15 protein-coding genes are annotated in these 14,518 nt (G+C 63.3%); 13 read left to right on the forward strand and 2 right to left on the reverse strand.

The genetic code is table 11. The features are described from left to right. The first annotated feature begins 62 nt into the window (after positions 1–62). The 10 genes from ACH196_RS20810 (at position 63) to ACH196_RS20855 (ending at position 10,825) form a co-directional block, all read left to right on the forward strand. Positions 63–1,361 (forward strand): PotD/PotF family extracellular solute-binding protein, encoded by a 1,299-nt coding sequence (locus tag ACH196_RS20810; RefSeq protein ID WP_396648843.1) that lies wholly within the window; start codon positions 63–65, stop codon positions 1,359–1,361. 158 nt (positions 1,362–1,519) lie between these two features. Beyond that, positions 1,520–2,398, forward strand: coding sequence for an ABC transporter permease (locus tag ACH196_RS20815; RefSeq protein WP_396648844.1), 879 nt, complete (start codon positions 1,520–1,522; stop codon positions 2,396–2,398). Further along, the gene (locus ACH196_RS20820) at positions 2,398–3,234 is read left to right on the forward strand and encodes an ABC transporter permease (protein WP_396648845.1); all 837 of its coding nucleotides are present in this window, start codon (positions 2,398–2,400) and stop codon (positions 3,232–3,234) included. The genes ACH196_RS20815 and ACH196_RS20820 overlap by 1 nt, the downstream gene beginning before the upstream one ends. 5 nt (positions 3,235–3,239) lie before the next feature. Beyond that, complete coding sequence (locus tag ACH196_RS20825) at positions 3,240–4,409, forward strand: ABC transporter ATP-binding protein (protein WP_396648846.1); 1,170 nt, start codon at positions 3,240–3,242, stop codon at positions 4,407–4,409. A 306-nt stretch (positions 4,410–4,715) separates the two neighbouring features. Then, positions 4,716–6,095 carry an amidase family protein gene (locus ACH196_RS20830; protein ID WP_396648847.1) on the forward strand — a complete coding sequence of 460 codons (1,380 nt, stop codon included), beginning with the start codon at positions 4,716–4,718 and terminating at the stop codon, positions 6,093–6,095. A gap of 22 nt (positions 6,096–6,117) precedes the next feature. Continuing rightward, positions 6,118–6,513, forward strand: coding sequence for a carboxymuconolactone decarboxylase family protein (locus ACH196_RS20835; protein ID WP_396648848.1), 396 nt, complete (start codon positions 6,118–6,120; stop codon positions 6,511–6,513). Further along, positions 6,506–7,420: an NAD(P)-dependent oxidoreductase gene (locus ACH196_RS20840; protein WP_396648849.1), complete on the forward strand. Its 915-nt coding sequence runs from the start codon at positions 6,506–6,508 to the stop codon at positions 7,418–7,420. Before ACH196_RS20835 ends, ACH196_RS20840 begins: the two co-directional genes overlap by 8 nt. Positions 7,421–7,423: 3 nt before the next feature. After that, entirely contained in the window at positions 7,424–8,362 is a 939-nt protein-coding gene (locus ACH196_RS20845; RefSeq protein WP_396648850.1) for an N-carbamoyl-D-amino-acid hydrolase, read from the forward strand. Between the two features lie 54 nt (positions 8,363–8,416). Beyond that, positions 8,417–9,874, forward strand: a complete 1,458-nt coding sequence (gene hydA, locus ACH196_RS20850; RefSeq protein WP_396648851.1) for a dihydropyrimidinase — start codon at positions 8,417–8,419, stop codon at positions 9,872–9,874. A gap of 54 nt (positions 9,875–9,928) precedes the next feature. Continuing rightward, positions 9,929–10,825, forward strand: coding sequence for an NAD-dependent epimerase/dehydratase family protein (locus tag ACH196_RS20855; protein ID WP_396648852.1), 897 nt, complete (start codon positions 9,929–9,931; stop codon positions 10,823–10,825). A 60-nt stretch (positions 10,826–10,885) separates the two neighbouring features. Here the strand turns inward: ACH196_RS20855 and ACH196_RS20860 are convergent, their stop codons facing one another. Together ACH196_RS20860 and ACH196_RS20865 are read right to left on the reverse strand one after the other, a co-directional pair. Beyond that, positions 10,886–11,473 carry a 2'-5' RNA ligase family protein gene (locus ACH196_RS20860; RefSeq protein ID WP_396648853.1) on the reverse strand — a complete coding sequence of 196 codons (588 nt, stop codon included), beginning with the start codon at positions 11,471–11,473 and terminating at the stop codon, positions 10,886–10,888. Between the two features lie 149 nt (positions 11,474–11,622). Next, positions 11,623–12,033, reverse strand: coding sequence for a DUF3830 family protein (locus tag ACH196_RS20865; RefSeq protein WP_396648854.1), 411 nt, complete (start codon positions 12,031–12,033; stop codon positions 11,623–11,625). Positions 12,034–12,252: 219 nt separating this feature from the next. Here ACH196_RS20865 and ACH196_RS20870 point away from each other — a divergent pair, with 219 nt between their 5' ends. The 3 genes from ACH196_RS20870 (at position 12,253) to ACH196_RS20880 (ending at position 14,493) form a co-directional block, all read left to right on the forward strand. Then, positions 12,253–13,158: a polysaccharide deacetylase gene (locus ACH196_RS20870; RefSeq protein WP_396648855.1), complete on the forward strand. Its 906-nt coding sequence runs from the start codon at positions 12,253–12,255 to the stop codon at positions 13,156–13,158. A 64-nt stretch (positions 13,159–13,222) separates the two neighbouring features. Beyond that, the gene (locus ACH196_RS20875) at positions 13,223–13,534 is read left to right on the forward strand and encodes a hypothetical protein (RefSeq protein WP_396648856.1); all 312 of its coding nucleotides are present in this window, start codon (positions 13,223–13,225) and stop codon (positions 13,532–13,534) included. Beyond that, the gene (locus ACH196_RS20880; protein WP_396648857.1) at positions 13,531–14,493 is read left to right on the forward strand and encodes a CobW family GTP-binding protein; all 963 of its coding nucleotides are present in this window, start codon (positions 13,531–13,533) and stop codon (positions 14,491–14,493) included. Before ACH196_RS20875 ends, ACH196_RS20880 begins: the two co-directional genes overlap by 4 nt. The last annotated feature ends 25 nt before the right edge of the window (positions 14,494–14,518 follow it).

The following is a 14,518-nucleotide window of genomic DNA, read 5'->3' on the forward strand; positions in this document are numbered from 1 at the left end:
CACTCGGCACGAAAGCGGCGACGTCCAAGGCGTATCAAACACCTTTAATGGGAGACTTCGAAATGAAAAAGACGAACGGAATTCTGAACAAGGGCATATCGCGCCGCTCGGTGCTGAAGGGCGGCGCGGCACTCGCCGGCGCTGCGACGGGCTCGGGCGTCATCACCGGCTTCCCGACAGTCTGGGCACAGAACATCAAGGACGTGACGCTGGTCCACACCGGCATGTCCTACTCGACCATCATCGACATAGCCAACCAGGCGAGCAAGGACCTCGGCTTCAAGATCGAGATGTCGGTGGTCGATCACCCTGGCCTGCTCAACCGCATGGTCAACGACCCGAAATCGATCGACATCGCCGATATGGAGATCTGGCAGACCAAGGTGGCGGTGCCGCAGGGCGTCACCCAGGCGGTCGAAGTTGCCAAGATCAAGGACTGGGCGCAGCTGACGCCACTCTACACGGAGGGCACTTTCGCCGGGAAAGAGGTTTCCCGCCAGGGCGATGCGCCTTTCGAGTTCATGTACCGGGATGCCGTGGACGCCACGACCTTCGCTTCAGGCAAGACCGGCTTCGCCACCTTTGTGCCGAGCGTCTACAATGCCGACACGCTGGGCATCCGCCCCGACCTGGTCGGCCGTGACATCACGACCTGGGCCGACCTGTTCTCGCCGGATTTCAAGGGCAAGGCGGCGATCCAGAACATCCCGACCAACGGCATCATGGACGCCATGATGGCCATGGAGGGGGCCGGCGAGATGACCTTCGGCGACAAGGGAAATCCGACCCAGGAAGAGCTGACCAAGACCATCGCACGCCTCATCGAACTGAAGAAGGCCGGCCATTTCCGGGCGCTCTGGAACACGTTCGACGAGAGCGTGAACCTGATGGCGGCGGGCGAGGTGGTGATCCAGTCGATGTGGTCGCCGGCCGTCACCGCCGTCAAGACGCAGGGCGTCAAATGCGTCTACCAGCCGCTCAAGGAAGGTTATCGCGGCTGGGGCAACGGCCTGGCGCTGATGGCGCATCTCGACGGCATCAAGAAGGACGCGGCCTACGAGTACCTGAACTGGTACAATTCAGGCTGGGTCGGCGGCTTCATCGCCAAGCAGGGCTACTACAGCGCGAACGTCCAGACCGCGATGGCGGCGCTCACCGAGAACGAGCGCGGCTTCTTCTACGAAGGCAAGGCGGCCACCGCCGACATCACCAGCCCGACCGGCGAGAAGACCAACTCGGCCGGCGAGGTTCGTGACGGCGGCTCCTACGAGGAGCGCTTCTCCAAGGTGGCGGTGTGGAACAATCTGATGGACCAGGCCGAGTTCCTCTACGCCAAGTGGAACGAGTTCAACGCGGCTTGAAGTCTCTCTTCTCCCCGTTCACGGGGAGAAGATGCCGGCAGGCAGATGAGGGGCGGCGCCAACGCTCGTTTGTCTGCATTGCTCCTCATCAGGCCCTTCGGGCCACCTTCTCCCCGTGAACGGGGAGAAGGAAACTGCCGCAACAACCGGGTTCCGGAATGACGCCTACGCCATCGACCAGCAAAGCCTCGCTCGCGACCTATCTGCAGGTCGCGCCGCTGACGCTGGTGCTGTTCTTCTTCTTCGCGATCCCCGTGGCGCTGGTCGTGCTGGTCAGCTTCTTCCGCTACCAGATGCTGGTCGGCATCGTGCCGGACTTCACGCTGAAGAACTACATCGACCTGTTCACCAATCCGACCACCTGGACGCTCTATCTCTCGACGCTGAAATTCACGGTGATCGTGCTGGTCATCACCTTCGTGCTCGGCTTCTGGATCGCCTATTTCCTGGTCTTCCACGTCCGCAACCTGCTGACGGCGATCGGCCTGTTCCTGGTTTGCACGGTGCCGTTCTGGACCTCCAACATCATCCGCATGATCTCCTGGCGTCCGGTGCTCGGCACCGAGGGCCTGATCAACAGCGCCTTGCTCAAGATGGGCGTCATCGACCAGCCGCTGCAATGGCTGCTCTATTCGGATTTCTCGGTGGTGGTCGCCTACGTCCATCTGTTCACGCTGTTCATGATCGTGCCGATCTTCAATTCGATGGCGCGCATCGACAAGTCGCTGCTGGAGGCCGCCGTCGACGCCGGCGCCACACGCTGGGGCGTGGTGTGGAACGTGGTGCTGCCGCTCTGCAAGACCGGCATCGCGCTGGGGACGCTGTTCGTCGTCACGCTGGTCATGGGCGATTTCTTCGTCGTCACGGTGATGAGCGGCGGCCTGTCGGGCTCGGCGACGTCGGGCATCTTCAATGACCTGCAGTTCCTCAATTATCCGCGCGCCGCCGCCAATGCGGTGATCCTGCTGATCGTGGTGCTGCTCATCGCGTCCGCCATCTTCCGGCTGGTCGACGTGCGCAAGGAGCTTGTCCGCTGATGTCCGGCGCCTCACCTTCCTACGGACCGCGGCCCTGGACCTTCTACCTCCTGGCCTTGCTGTTCACGCTGTTCGTCGTCTTCCTCTACGGGCCGATGATCGCGGTTCTGGTGCTGTCCTTCCAGGGGCCGTCGGCCTCGCTGGTCTTCCCGCTGCGCGATCCCGGCTTCATGTGGTTCGACGAATTGTTCAGCCCGCGCCGCACCGGCGACGTGGCCGGCGCCTTCAACCGGTCGCTGCCGCTGGCGATCCTCGTCATGTTCATGACGGTGCTGATCTCGGTGACCGCCGGCTTCGCCTTCCGCAAGCGGTTCCGCGGGTCGACCGCGATCTTCTACATGGCCATTGCCAGCCTGATCGTTCCCGGCCTCGTTCTGTCGATCGGCATCCTCGTCACCTTCCGTTATCTCGGCCTGTCGGCGACGTGGTACGGATCGGCGCTCGGCGCGCATCTCTCCTGGGCGCTGCCCTTCGGCCTGCTGATCATGTTCGCGGTGCTCGGGCGCCTCAACCCCTCCTACGAGGAGGCGGCGCACGATCTCGGCGCGTCGCGCTGGCAGACGGTCAGGGAGGTCGTGGTGCCGATCGTCTTCCCCGGCATGATCGCGGTGGCGCTGTTCGGCTTCACGCTGTCCTATGACGAGTTCCCGAGAAGCTGGCTCACCGTCGGCACCAAGAACACGCTGCCGCTCGAGATCTGGACGATGACCACCAACGTCACCTCTCCGGCGCTCTATGCGCTGGGCACGGTCACCACAATCGTTTCCTTCGCCGTGATCGGGCTCGCGCTGTCGTCGATCATCCTCATCCAACGCAGACGTTCCCGCGGAAAATAACAAGTATGGCGAATTCACCTGGCAAGAGCGGCGCGGCGCAGGGATCGGGCGATATCCGCCTGGTCAACGTGACCAAGCAGTTCGGCAATTCCTACGCGGTCAAGGATATCAACCTGACCATCCCGCACGGCTCCTATTGCTGCCTGCTCGGTCCGTCGGGCTGCGGCAAGACCACCATCCTGCGCATGATCGCCGGTCACGAGACACCGACTTCGGGCGAAATCTACATCGGCAGCGACATGGTGGTGGGAAAACCGCCGGTCGAGCGCGGCACGGCGATGATGTTCCAGAGCTACGCCCTGTTCCCGCATCTCACCATCCAGGACAACGTCGCCTTCTACCTGAAGATGCGCGGCGTCGGCAAGGAAGAGCGGCGGGCACGCGCACTGGAGATGCTGCAGCGGGTGCAGCTCGACCACCTGAAGGACCGCATGCCGGCGCAGCTTTCCGGCGGCCAGCAGCAGCGCGTGGCGCTCGCCCGCTCGCTGATCACCAACCCGAAGGTGCTGCTGCTCGACGAGCCGCTGTCGGCGCTGGACGAATTCCTGCGGCTCAGGATGCGCGGCGAGCTGAAGAGCCTGCAGAACGAACTCGGCATCACCTTCGTCCACGTCACCCATACCCAGCCGGAAGCCATTGCGCTGGCAGACATGGTTGTCGTCATGGATACGGGCCGCATCGACCAGGCCGACACGGCCAACGTCATCTTCGACAAGCCGGCGACGCCCTATGTGGCGCGCTTCATGGGCGGCCAGAACGTGCTGACCGGATCGGTGGTCGAGGGTGGCTCGCCCGGCACGATCCGCTTGAAGTCGGCCGACGGTTCGCAATTCGAGACGCCCGCGACAGGCGGCAAGCCGACTTCGCCGCTGTCGGTCGCCGTGCGGCGCGACCGTGTCGCGTTGCGCAAGCGAAACGGTGATGCCGCATCGAACGCCGTCAACTCGGTCTGGGGCGTGGTCTCGGCCACCGAGTACCAGGGCAGCTACGTCAAGGTGACGCTGGATGTGGGCGGCCAGGTGTTCGTCGCCAATGTCTCGGACCGCGACTATTTCGCCGAGCCGGTGGAGCGCGGCGACCCGGTCGTGGCGAGCTGGAAGACCGAGGACGTCCACATCCTGGGTAAGGTCGACACCGGCGCGGCCGGCGATCCCTACCTGGATGCCGGGCATTAACGAGCGCTCGCGGCGGGCTACCGCCGCGGCTTGAATAGGGAAGACCGGTCCCGATCGTCATGGCGATCCCGCCGGCTCCTGGACAGAAGGATCTTTGCCACCCGCGCGCGGGCGGGCGGGCATGCGGGGTCGTCGCCTCGCGTGGTGGAGTTTTTTGCGCGGCCGATGTGTTGAGGCGCTCGGGCGCGTGGAGATGCAAACGAAAACCGGTCCGGCGCCAGGCGGCGGACGAGACGCCGCGCGTGCGACGCACGGCGCGGGAAAGGCATTGCCGGCGACCCGGTCGCCGCGAACAGGGAGCAGCACGTGTCCGACATCGATAGCATCGCCAACCGCACCGCAGCCGGCATCGCGCTGGCCTACAGGAGCGGCGAGGCCGGTCCCGTGGCGGTGACCGAATGCCTGCTCGACCGTATCTCGAAGGCCAAGGCGGACAACATCTTCATAACCGTCACTCCCGACAGGGCACTCGACGAGGCGCGACGAGCCGAGGCGCGCTACCGCGACGGCAGTCCGCTGTCGGCGCTGGATGGCGTTCCGATCGCCTGGAAGGACATTTTCGACGTCGCCGGCGCGCCGACCACGGCGGGCTCTGCCCTGTTCCGCCATACGCCGGCCAAGACGGCCGACATGCCATGCGTGGCGAGCGTGGCGGCCGCCGGCATGATTTCGGTCGGAAAACTCAACATGACCGAGTTCGCCTATTCGGGCCTCGGCCTCAATCCGCATTTCGGCACGGCGCTCAATCCCAACGACCGCGCCACGCCGCGCTCTCCCGGCGGTTCCTCCTCCGGTTCGGGTGCGGCGGTTGCGGCGCGCCTCGTGCCCTGCGCGGTCGGCTCCGATACGGGCGGATCGGTGCGCGTGCCGGCGTCCTTCAACGGTACGGTCGGTTACAAGACCAGCACAGGCCGCATCGACAAGACCGGTCTGATCCCGCTGGCCACGACCTATGACACGATCGGTCCGCTGGCGCGTTCGGTCGAGGATTGCGTGTTGCTCGACATGTATCTGCGCGGCGAGGCGGTGTCGCCGGTGCGGCGCGGCGACCTGCGCTCGCTGACGCTGGTCGCGCCGACCAATATCGTCACCGACGATATCCAGCCGGCAGTTCTGGAAAATTATGAACGCTCCCTCGATGCATTGGCAAAGGCAGGAGCCACCATCCGCCGGCAGCGGGTCGAGGCGCTCGACCGAGTCATCGAGATGACCGCGCAATTCGGTACGCTGATCGCCGCCGAAGCCTATACCGAATACCAGGAGATCGCAGACGGCGAGCAGAGAAGCCGCATCGACCGCCGCGTGCTCTCCCGCATGCTCGGCGGCAAAAAAATGTCGGCGCGCGACGTGCTGTCGATCCAGCGCGGCCGCCAGCGTTTCATCCCGATGGTGGAGGCGGAACTTGCAGGCGCGCTGCTGGCCATGCCGACAACGGTCATCACGGCGCCGGAGGTGGCACCGCTGGACGCCGACGACGATCTTTTCCACAAGGTCAATCTCAGGGCGCTGCGCAACACGGCCGTGACCAATGTGCTCGACCTTTGCGGTGTCGCTCTGCCAAATGGCCGCGACAGCGGCGGTCTGCCGACCAGTTTCCTCGTCTCGGCGCCGCATGGCGACGACACGCGTCTTCTCGGCTGCGCGTTGGGGATCGAACGCGTGGTACGGGGAGCGGGCGGGATATGATTCACATCCGGGAGTCTTGGCTATGACGGACAGCAAACCCAGGTCGGAAAAATTCGAGCGCGGGCTGAAAACGCGCCGCGCCGTTCTCGGCTCGGAGTATGTCGACCGCTCGCTTGAACAGGCGGACGACTTCAACTGGCCCATGCAGCAGCTCACCACCGAATGGTGCTGGGACGAGATCTGGAACCGGCCTGGTATCGACAGGCGCACGCGCTCAGTGCTCAATCTCGGCATGATCGCGGCCCTCAACCGTCCTCACGAACTGAAGCTTCATGTTCGCGGGGCGATCAACAACGGGCTGACCAAGGACGAACTGAAGGAGATTTTCCTGCAGATCGGCGTCTATTGCGGCGTGCCGGCCGCACTCGACAGCTTCCGCATCGCCAAGGAGGTTTTCAAGGAGATGGGGATTGACTGACGCCGCCTCCGATCCGGGGCCGATCGCCTTCATCGGCCTCGGCATGATGGGCCTACCGATGGCTTTGCGGCTGGTGGCGGCCGGCTTTTCCGTGCGCGGCAGCGATCTTTCAGAACAGGCGCTGGCGGCGTTCGTTGCGGCACACGGCATCGGCTGCGCATCGGCTCGAACGGCCGCGCAGGGGGCTTCGATCGTGATCACCATGCTGCCCAACGGGAGCATCGTCCGCGATGCTCTGCTTGGGCCGGGGGGCGCGGCGCTAGCTCTGGCCCCGGGCTCCCTGGTCATCGACATGAGTTCGTCGGCGCCCATGGAGACCCGGCAACTTGCCGAGGATTTGTCGGCAAGAGACGTCTTCCTCGTCGATGCTCCGGTCTCCGGTGGCGTCAAGCGCGCCGTGGCCGGCACGCTGGCGATTATGGCCGGCGGCGATCCGGCGCAGATCGAGCGCGCCCGGCCGCTGTTGTCCGCCATGGGCAGCACCATCATCGCAACCGGCGCGGCCGGCTCGGGCCATGCCGTCAAGGCGCTCAACAACTACGTCTCCGCCGCCGGCCTTGTCGCCGCTTGCGAATCCGTTCTGATCGCCGAGAAATTCGGAGTCGACCCAAACGTGCTGGTCGACGTGCTCAACGTCTCGACCGGCAAGAACAATTCGACCGAACTCAAGTTGAAACCCTTCATCCTGTCGGGCACGTTCGCTTCGGGATTCTCGATGGCGTTGATGGCGAAGGATTTGCGCACCGCGGCCGACCTGTCCGAACAACTCGGCATCGATGCGGAGGGCGCGCGAGATGCCGCCGCGCTCTGGGCGGAAGCCTCGGCCGCGCTCGGTAAGGCGGCCGACCACACCGAAATCCACCGCTTCGTCGCGGCGCGCGGCGGCAAGCCGGAAAAGGGAGGCTGACAGATGGCACGCATCGTTCACGCGGCGGCGGCGCAGATGGGCCCGATCGCCAGGTCGGAAACCCGCAAGGATACGGTCAGGAGGCTGATCGCGCTGATGCGTGAGGCGAAAGGCAGAGGGGCCGAACTAGTCGTCTTCACCGAGCTTGCGCTCACCACCTTCTTCCCGCGCTGGCTGATCGAGGACGAGGCAGAGCTCGACTGTTTTTACGAGAAGGAGATGCCGGGGCCGGAAACCCAGCCGCTGTTCGACGAGGCGAAAAAGCTCGGGGTCGGCTTCTACCTGGGTTTCGCCGAACTGGTGGTCGAGGACGGCCGCAAGCGGCGCTTCAACACCGCGATCCTGGTCGATCGATCCGGCGCCATCATCGGCAAATACCGGAAAGTGCACTTGCCGGGTTTTGCCGAGCCGCAGCCGCGCGACCACCAGCACCTGGAGAAGCGTTATTTCGAGCCGGGCAATCTCGGCTTCCAGGTCTGGCGCGGTTTTGGGGGCGTCATGGGCATGTGCATCTGCAACGACCGCCGCTGGCCCGAAACCTACCGCGTTATGGGCCTTCAGCAAGTCGAGATGGTCATGCTTGGCTACAACACGCCATACAACCACACGGGACATGCGGACATCGACAGCCTGACGCAATTTCACAATCATCTGTCCATGCAGGCGGGCGCCTATCAGAACGCGACTTGGGTGATCGGCACGGCAAAATGCGGTGTGGAGGAGGGGTCGAACATGGTCGGCCAGAGCGCCATCATCGCGCCGTCGGGCGAGATCGTTGCGCAGGCGGTGTCGTTGGAGGACGAGATCATCACGGCGCGCTGCGACCTCGACCTCGGCAAACGTTACCGCGAGACCATCTTCAATTTTGCCAAGCATCGCGAACCGGAAGCCTATAGGCTGATCGTCGAGCGCAAGGGGGCGGTTCCGCCGCCCGAAGAATGAGGCGCCGGGAAACAACGGGATCGGTCGCATGACCACAGAAAGAGGAGAAGCTTGATGTCGACAGTGATCAAGGGCGGAACGATCGTGGCCGCGGATCGCACCTATGAGGCGGATATCCTGATCGAGGGCGAGACGATCTCGGCCATCGGCAAGGACCTGAAAGGCGACAAGACCGTCGACGCCGAGGGCGCCTACATCATGCCGGGCGGCATCGATCCGCACACCCATCTCGAAATGCCGTTCATGGGCACCACTGCCGCCGAAACCTGGGAAAGCGGCACTTTTGCGGCACTTTCGGGCGGCACCACGCTGGTGGTCGATTTCGTCATTCCGGGCGAGGCCGGCATGATCGCGGCGCTCGACGACTGGGAAGGCAAGGCGAAGCGACAGGCCTCTTCCGACTATTCGCTGCATATGTGCGTCAACGGCTGGTCGAAGAAACATTTCGACGAGATGCCGAAGGTAATCGAGCGCGGCATCAACACCTTCAAGCACTTCATGGCTTACAAGGGCGCGCTGATGGTGAACGACGACGAGATGTTCGCCTCGTTCCAGCGCTGCGCGGCGCTTGGCGCGCTGCCGCTGGTGCATGCCGAGAATGGCGATATAGTCGCCGCGCTCCAGCAGAAATATATGAACGAGGGCAATACGGGGCCGGAGGCCCATGCTTATTCGCGGCCGCCCGAGGTCGAGGGCGAGGCGACCAACCGTGCCATCATGATCGCCGACGCTGCCGGCGTGCCCGTCTACATCGTGCACACTTCGTCCGAACAGGCGCATGAAGCCATCCGCCGCGCCCGCCAGAAGGGCATGCGCGTCTATGGCGAGCCGCTGATCCAGCATCTGACGCTCGACGAGACGGAATATTTCAACAAGCAGTGGGACTATGCCGCGCAGCGGGTGATGAGCCCGCCCTTCCGCGACAAGAGCCACCAGGACTCGCTGTGGGCCGGCCTGGCTGCCGGCTCGCTGCAGGTGGTCGCCACCGACCATTGCGCCTTCACCACCGCGCAGAAGAGGACCGGTCTTGGAAACTTCACGAAGATCCCGAACGGCACCGGCGGTCTCGAGGACCGGCTTTCGGTGCTGTGGACCAAGGGTGTCGAGACCGGCCGGCTGACGCAGAACGAGTTCGTCGCGGTGACCTCGACCAACATCGCTCGCATCCTCAACATCTACCCGCAGAAGGGCGCGATCCTGCCCGGCTCCGACGCCGACCTGGTGGTATGGGACCCGAAACTGTCGAAGACGATTTCGGCCGCCAACCAGAAGTCGATCATCGACTACAACGTATTCGAGGGCTTCAAGGTGAACGGGCAGGCCCGCCACACGCTGTCGCGCGGCGAGGTGGTGTGGTCGTATGGCCAGAACTCGCAGCCAAAACCCGGCCGCGGCAAGCTGGTCAGGCGCAAGCCGTTCCCGGAGGTCAACCGCGCGCTGTCGCAGTGGAAGGAACTCACCGCGCCGCGCGCCGTCACGCGCTCGGCCGAGCACATGCCGATCGGTGTGTGATCTGTCTCGCGGGCGGCGACAGCCGTCCGCCGCCACGCCTGCACGGGAAATGAAATGACCGGAACGATTCTGCTTACCGGCGCGGCCGGGCTCATCGGCCGTGCCGTGCACCGCACGCTCCGCGAGCGCGGCGATCATGTTATTGCGGTCGACCGCAGCGGAGGCGATGAGATCGTCGCTTGCGATCTCGGTGAGACCCACCGCCTCTACGACCTCGCCGCCAGCGCGACGGCGACAGTCCACTGCGGCGCGATTTCCGGGCCGATGGTGGCGCGGGACAATCCGTATCTGATCATCCAGTCCAATGTCGCCGGTACGGCGAATATCCTGGAACTGGCGCGGGTCCGGAAAATGCGGCGCGTCGTGACCTGTTCGTCGGTCAGCGCCTACGGCAATACGCCCGCCGGTCTTGACCTCGTGCCCGAGGACGTGCCGCTGAAGCCGACCAGCGTCTATGGGGCGAGCAAGGCGGCCGGCGAGCATTTGCTGGACGGCTATGCCCTTCAGCATGGCCTGGACGGCGTGAGCATTCGACCCGCCTGGGTCTATGGGCCGGGGCGCACCACCGACTGCGCGATCCGCACGATGATTTTGGACGCGCAAGCGGGCCGCAGCACGCATTTCCCGTTCGGCCGCGATTTTTACCGACAATATGTTCATGTTGACGACGTCGCCACCGCGCTCGTACTTGCGCTCGACGCGGAAAAACTGCCGCGACGCAGCTATACGATCACAGGCGGCAGCTATGTCGTGCTCGCCGAGGTCGCGCGGACGATGAAGATGGTGCTGCCGCAGGCCGACATCACCATGGGTGCCGGCCGAGACCCGGTCGACGACGTGCAGGCGCGGTTCGACATTTCGGCAGCGAAACGCGACCTGGGATACAGCCCGAAGGTGCCGCTCGAAGAAGGTATCCGCGCCTATGCCGACTGGCTGGCGGCGCGGAACTGATGTTCGCTCGGATGGCGGTCTACTTCATGAACACCGTCATCACTGACTATCGCTGTCCTTCTAATGCAACTTCCATCGACGAATAATGTTGTATTTCGTAAGCCATAGCTCGCTGTGAACCAAAGCAAATTCGTCTATCTGCAAAGTGATAGGTTCAATGCTCCGCATCGGAACGAATTGCTCATTGTAGGGTAGTGTCAAATGTGGCCAGTATTCCTCGGGAATGGGGAAACGAAATTTCCGCAAATTGGTACCGAGGACATCGTAGAGTTTTTGAACCGGCCCTTCGTCCGCCACAAGCACCAGAGGATGGAGTAATGGTCGCCCCCTCTTGGGGACGCCTCGGAAGCTGCCCATCCGGCTGAAAGTCAGCTCAAACGGAGGGATGTCTACAGCGTTGGCGGCGAGTTCCGCTGCGAAAGCATCGGCACTACGCAGATGCTTTCGGTCGCTTACATGTGCGATTGAGGTGTGCAGCCTCAAAACCTTCAAGAGGCTGCCGGTCAGGCCAAGCTCCCTGGAAAATTTCCTGCTGAATTGGTCGATTGCTCGTGCCGTTTCATGACCGGGAAAAACCCCTATGAACAGCCGTTCCGGATATTTTGGGCGAGGTCTCCCTGCCATGAACTCGAACTCGGTCTGATACATTTTAAACTCCCTACTAACTAAGAACTCCTTACGCCCTCAACAAACATGAACAAATCATGAACAAACGAGCGAGTCAACAGTGATGATTCGGCGGTCGGCCGCGAACCCGGTTTGAAGGTGAAGGCCGAAATGGATGCCTGTCGGACGGCTTACACTTTCCGGAACCTGATCGGCTGCGCGCCTTCCCACAGCGCCAGTCGCCCGATTTCCGACAGACGGTCCAGTCCGGAGGTAAGCGTGATGAAATGGTTGCCGGCCAGTTGTCCCATCTTGGAGGCGAAATGCACACCGCCATAGGCAAGCAGGATCTCGGTCTCGGAAATGCCGCCGGGATAGAGGAGAATCTGGCCAGGTGCCGGATAGCTCGTATGGTTCTCGTAGCCGACGCCGAAATCGGTGTCGCCCAGCGGTATCCATACGGCCTCGCCACTCCAGCGCACATGCACGACCTTGCCTTCGAAGGGCAGGCGGCTGGCGAAGGCGGCGCAGGTCTTCGGCGCCTTGCCGGTTTCAAGCCGTGCATCGAAGATCATGCCTGGGATTTCGACGGTGAGCTGCATTCTTTTCCTCCCTTCCGGATTGCGCCTGATGCCGCAAATCCGGCAATATGAATCCCGCATCAATTGATGCGATCCTAATCTTAATCTTCAGCTTGTGGGGCTTAAGCCCTTATCAGGGATAAAGAATATTCTGGATTTTTCAATCAAGCCGTGATCCAATCCGCTGCGGAACGAGTGATCCAGTACGCTGCCTGGGGCAGCCTTGATGGGAGAGTGGAGATGGCCAAGAAAGAAATCATCTGCGCGTTCGGTACCGACATCGATTCAGTCGCCGGCCAGATCGGATCCTATGGCGGCGGCGATTCTCCGTCCGACATCCAGCGCGGCATCTTCGCCAGCGAGGTGGGCAACATCCGGCTGCTCAACCTGTTCAAGAAATACAAGCTCAAGACAAGCTTCTTCATTCCCGGCCACTCGATCGAGACCTTTCCCGATCAGGTGAAGCGCATCGTCGACGAGGGTCATGAGATCGGTGCGCACGGCTATCTGCACGAAAACCCGATCGCCATGACGCCGACCCAGGAAGAGGCGGTGCTGGCCAAGTCGGTCGACCTGATCGAAAAGCTGTCCGGCAAGAAGCCGCGCGGCTATGTGGCGCCGTGGTGGGAAATGTCGGCTTCGACCGCCGCGCTCCTGCAGAAATACGGCTTCAAGTATGACCACAGCCAGGGCTATCGCGACTTCCAGCCCTTCTATGCCCGTGTCGGCGATAGCTGGAACGTCATCGACTATTCAAAGAAGGCCGAGGAGTGGATGCATCCGCTCAAGCACGGCAAGGAGATCGACCTCGTCGAGATCGGCGCCAACTGGTATGTCGACGACCTGCCGCCGATGATGTTCATGAAGAAGGTGCCGAACAGCCACGGCTTCATGAACCCGCGCGATATCGAGAGCATGTGGCGCGACCAGTTCGACTGGGTCTATCGCGAGATGGATTATGGCGTGTTTCCCTTCACCATCCATCCCGACGTCAGCGGCCGGCCGCAGGTGCTGCTGATGCTGGAGCGCCTGATCGAATACATCAACGGCCATGACGGCGTGAAATGGATGACGTTCGAGGAGATCGCCGAGGATTTCCGCAAGCGTTTTCCGTTCTCGGGCAAGGCGCGGCCTGAGGTCATCTGACGGCAGGTGATCAGAGGGGAGGGTGGCACTGTCGCCGCACTTCCCACCAAGGAGACACGAAAAGATGTGCGCGAATTGCGGAAATCCCGCTGCGCCGGGACACTGGACCGAGGCGGGCGCCGCCGGTCCGGGGGAGCGGTTGCGCGCGCGCTTTCGCCGCTCGCAGGTGCTGAAGTCGGTCCTGCCTTCCTATGGCCTGACCGCGCATGATGGTGCGATCATTCCCGGCATCCAGCTTTCCGCGCTTTCCGGCCAGGAAGTGATCGTACAGAACCTGGAAGAGTTCTGGATCGAGGCGGAAAGGATGATCGGCCGGCCGGTCGATCCGCTCGATCCGCGCTTCCTGGGTGCTGCCGGCGGCCGCGAGGCGGCGTGACGGTGGACGGCGCCGAGACCCGGATGCGGCTCACTGTGCTCGGCGGGTTCCTCGGCTCCGGCAAGACGACATGGCTGCGCCACCAGTTGCATCATGGCCAATTCAGGGATGCGCATGTCATCGTCAACGAGGCGGCGGAGACGCCGGTCGATGACGCGCTTCTGGCGAAATCGTCGGCGCTGACGGTACTGGCGGGCGGTTGTGCCTGCTGCGCCGGACGCGCTGACCTTATCGTCGCCCTGCGAACCCTGTGCGATGAGCGCAGCCGCTCGCTTTCGAGCGAAAGCCGGCTGCAACGCATCGTGCTGGAAACCAGCGGCCTGGCCGATCCGGGCGCTATCGTCGAGGCGATTCGTGCCGATCCTGTGTTGATCCATCACATCGTCGTCACCGAGATCGTTGTCACGGTCGATGGATTGCACGGCCTGTCGCAATTGGCCTCCGAGCCGCTCGGGCGGCGGCAGGCGGAGATCGCCGATCGATTGATCGTTACAAAACTCGACGCGGTCGAGCCGAAAACCTTGGCGCGGCTCGTCGCCACCTTGAAACGCCTCAATCCCGGTGCCGCGATTGGCGGCGCGATCAATGGATCGGAAGCGCCCCCGCCGCAGGATGCCGGGGCAGAGCCGGTCGACCTTCCGGATCTCTCCGGCGAAAGTGCCGCGCCGATCTTTGCCACGCGGCTCATGCTGGACGAGACGGTCGACTGGACGGTGTTCGGCGTCTGGCTGTCGGCGCTGCTTCACGCGCGCGGCGACCAGGTGATGCGCGTCAAGGGCGTGGTGCGCACGCCGGCCGGGCGGTTGCTTTTGCAGAGCGTGCGCAAGATCGTGCAGGCACCGGAGATTCTTCCGGAGCAGGATGACGCCCGCGAGGACGACACGATCGTGGTTATCGGCCGGGGCTATGAGGGCGAAGATCTCCGCCGGTCGTTGAATTATTTTGCCGGCATCCGATAAGCGCCGATAACCGTGCGGCGTGACG

Origin of the sequence: Mesorhizobium sp. IMUNJ 23232, assembly GCF_044326205.1 — a bacterium.
In the GTDB taxonomy this organism is placed as follows: Bacteria; Pseudomonadota; Alphaproteobacteria; order Rhizobiales; family Rhizobiaceae; genus Kumtagia.

What these genes read in the sequence shown, in the direction of transcription:
- ACH196_RS20815 (WP_396648844.1), top strand. Translation starts at nt 1,520, where the DNA reads ATGACGCCTACGCCATCGACCAGCAAAGCCTCGCTCGCGACCTATCTG.
- ACH196_RS20875 (WP_396648856.1), top strand. Translation starts at nt 13,223, where the DNA reads ATGTGCGCGAATTGCGGAAATCCCGCTGCGCCGGGACACTGGACCGAG.
- ACH196_RS20825 (WP_396648846.1), top strand. Translation starts at nt 3,240, where the DNA reads ATGGCGAATTCACCTGGCAAGAGCGGCGCGGCGCAGGGATCGGGCGAT.
- ACH196_RS20820 (WP_396648845.1), top strand. Translation starts at nt 2,398, where the DNA reads ATGTCCGGCGCCTCACCTTCCTACGGACCGCGGCCCTGGACCTTCTAC.
- ACH196_RS20845 (WP_396648850.1), top strand. Translation starts at nt 7,424, where the DNA reads ATGGCACGCATCGTTCACGCGGCGGCGGCGCAGATGGGCCCGATCGCC.
- ACH196_RS20835 (WP_396648848.1), top strand. Translation starts at nt 6,118, where the DNA reads ATGACGGACAGCAAACCCAGGTCGGAAAAATTCGAGCGCGGGCTGAAA.
- ACH196_RS20870 (WP_396648855.1), top strand. Translation starts at nt 12,253, where the DNA reads ATGGCCAAGAAAGAAATCATCTGCGCGTTCGGTACCGACATCGATTCA.
- hydA (WP_396648851.1), top strand. Translation starts at nt 8,417, where the DNA reads ATGTCGACAGTGATCAAGGGCGGAACGATCGTGGCCGCGGATCGCACC.
- ACH196_RS20860 (WP_396648853.1), bottom strand. Translation starts at nt 11,473, where the DNA reads ATGTATCAGACCGAGTTCGAGTTCATGGCAGGGAGACCTCGCCCAAAA.
- ACH196_RS20810 (WP_396648843.1), top strand. Translation starts at nt 63, where the DNA reads ATGAAAAAGACGAACGGAATTCTGAACAAGGGCATATCGCGCCGCTCG.
- ACH196_RS20855 (WP_396648852.1), top strand. Translation starts at nt 9,929, where the DNA reads ATGACCGGAACGATTCTGCTTACCGGCGCGGCCGGGCTCATCGGCCGT.
- ACH196_RS20865 (WP_396648854.1), bottom strand. Translation starts at nt 12,033, where the DNA reads ATGCAGCTCACCGTCGAAATCCCAGGCATGATCTTCGATGCACGGCTT.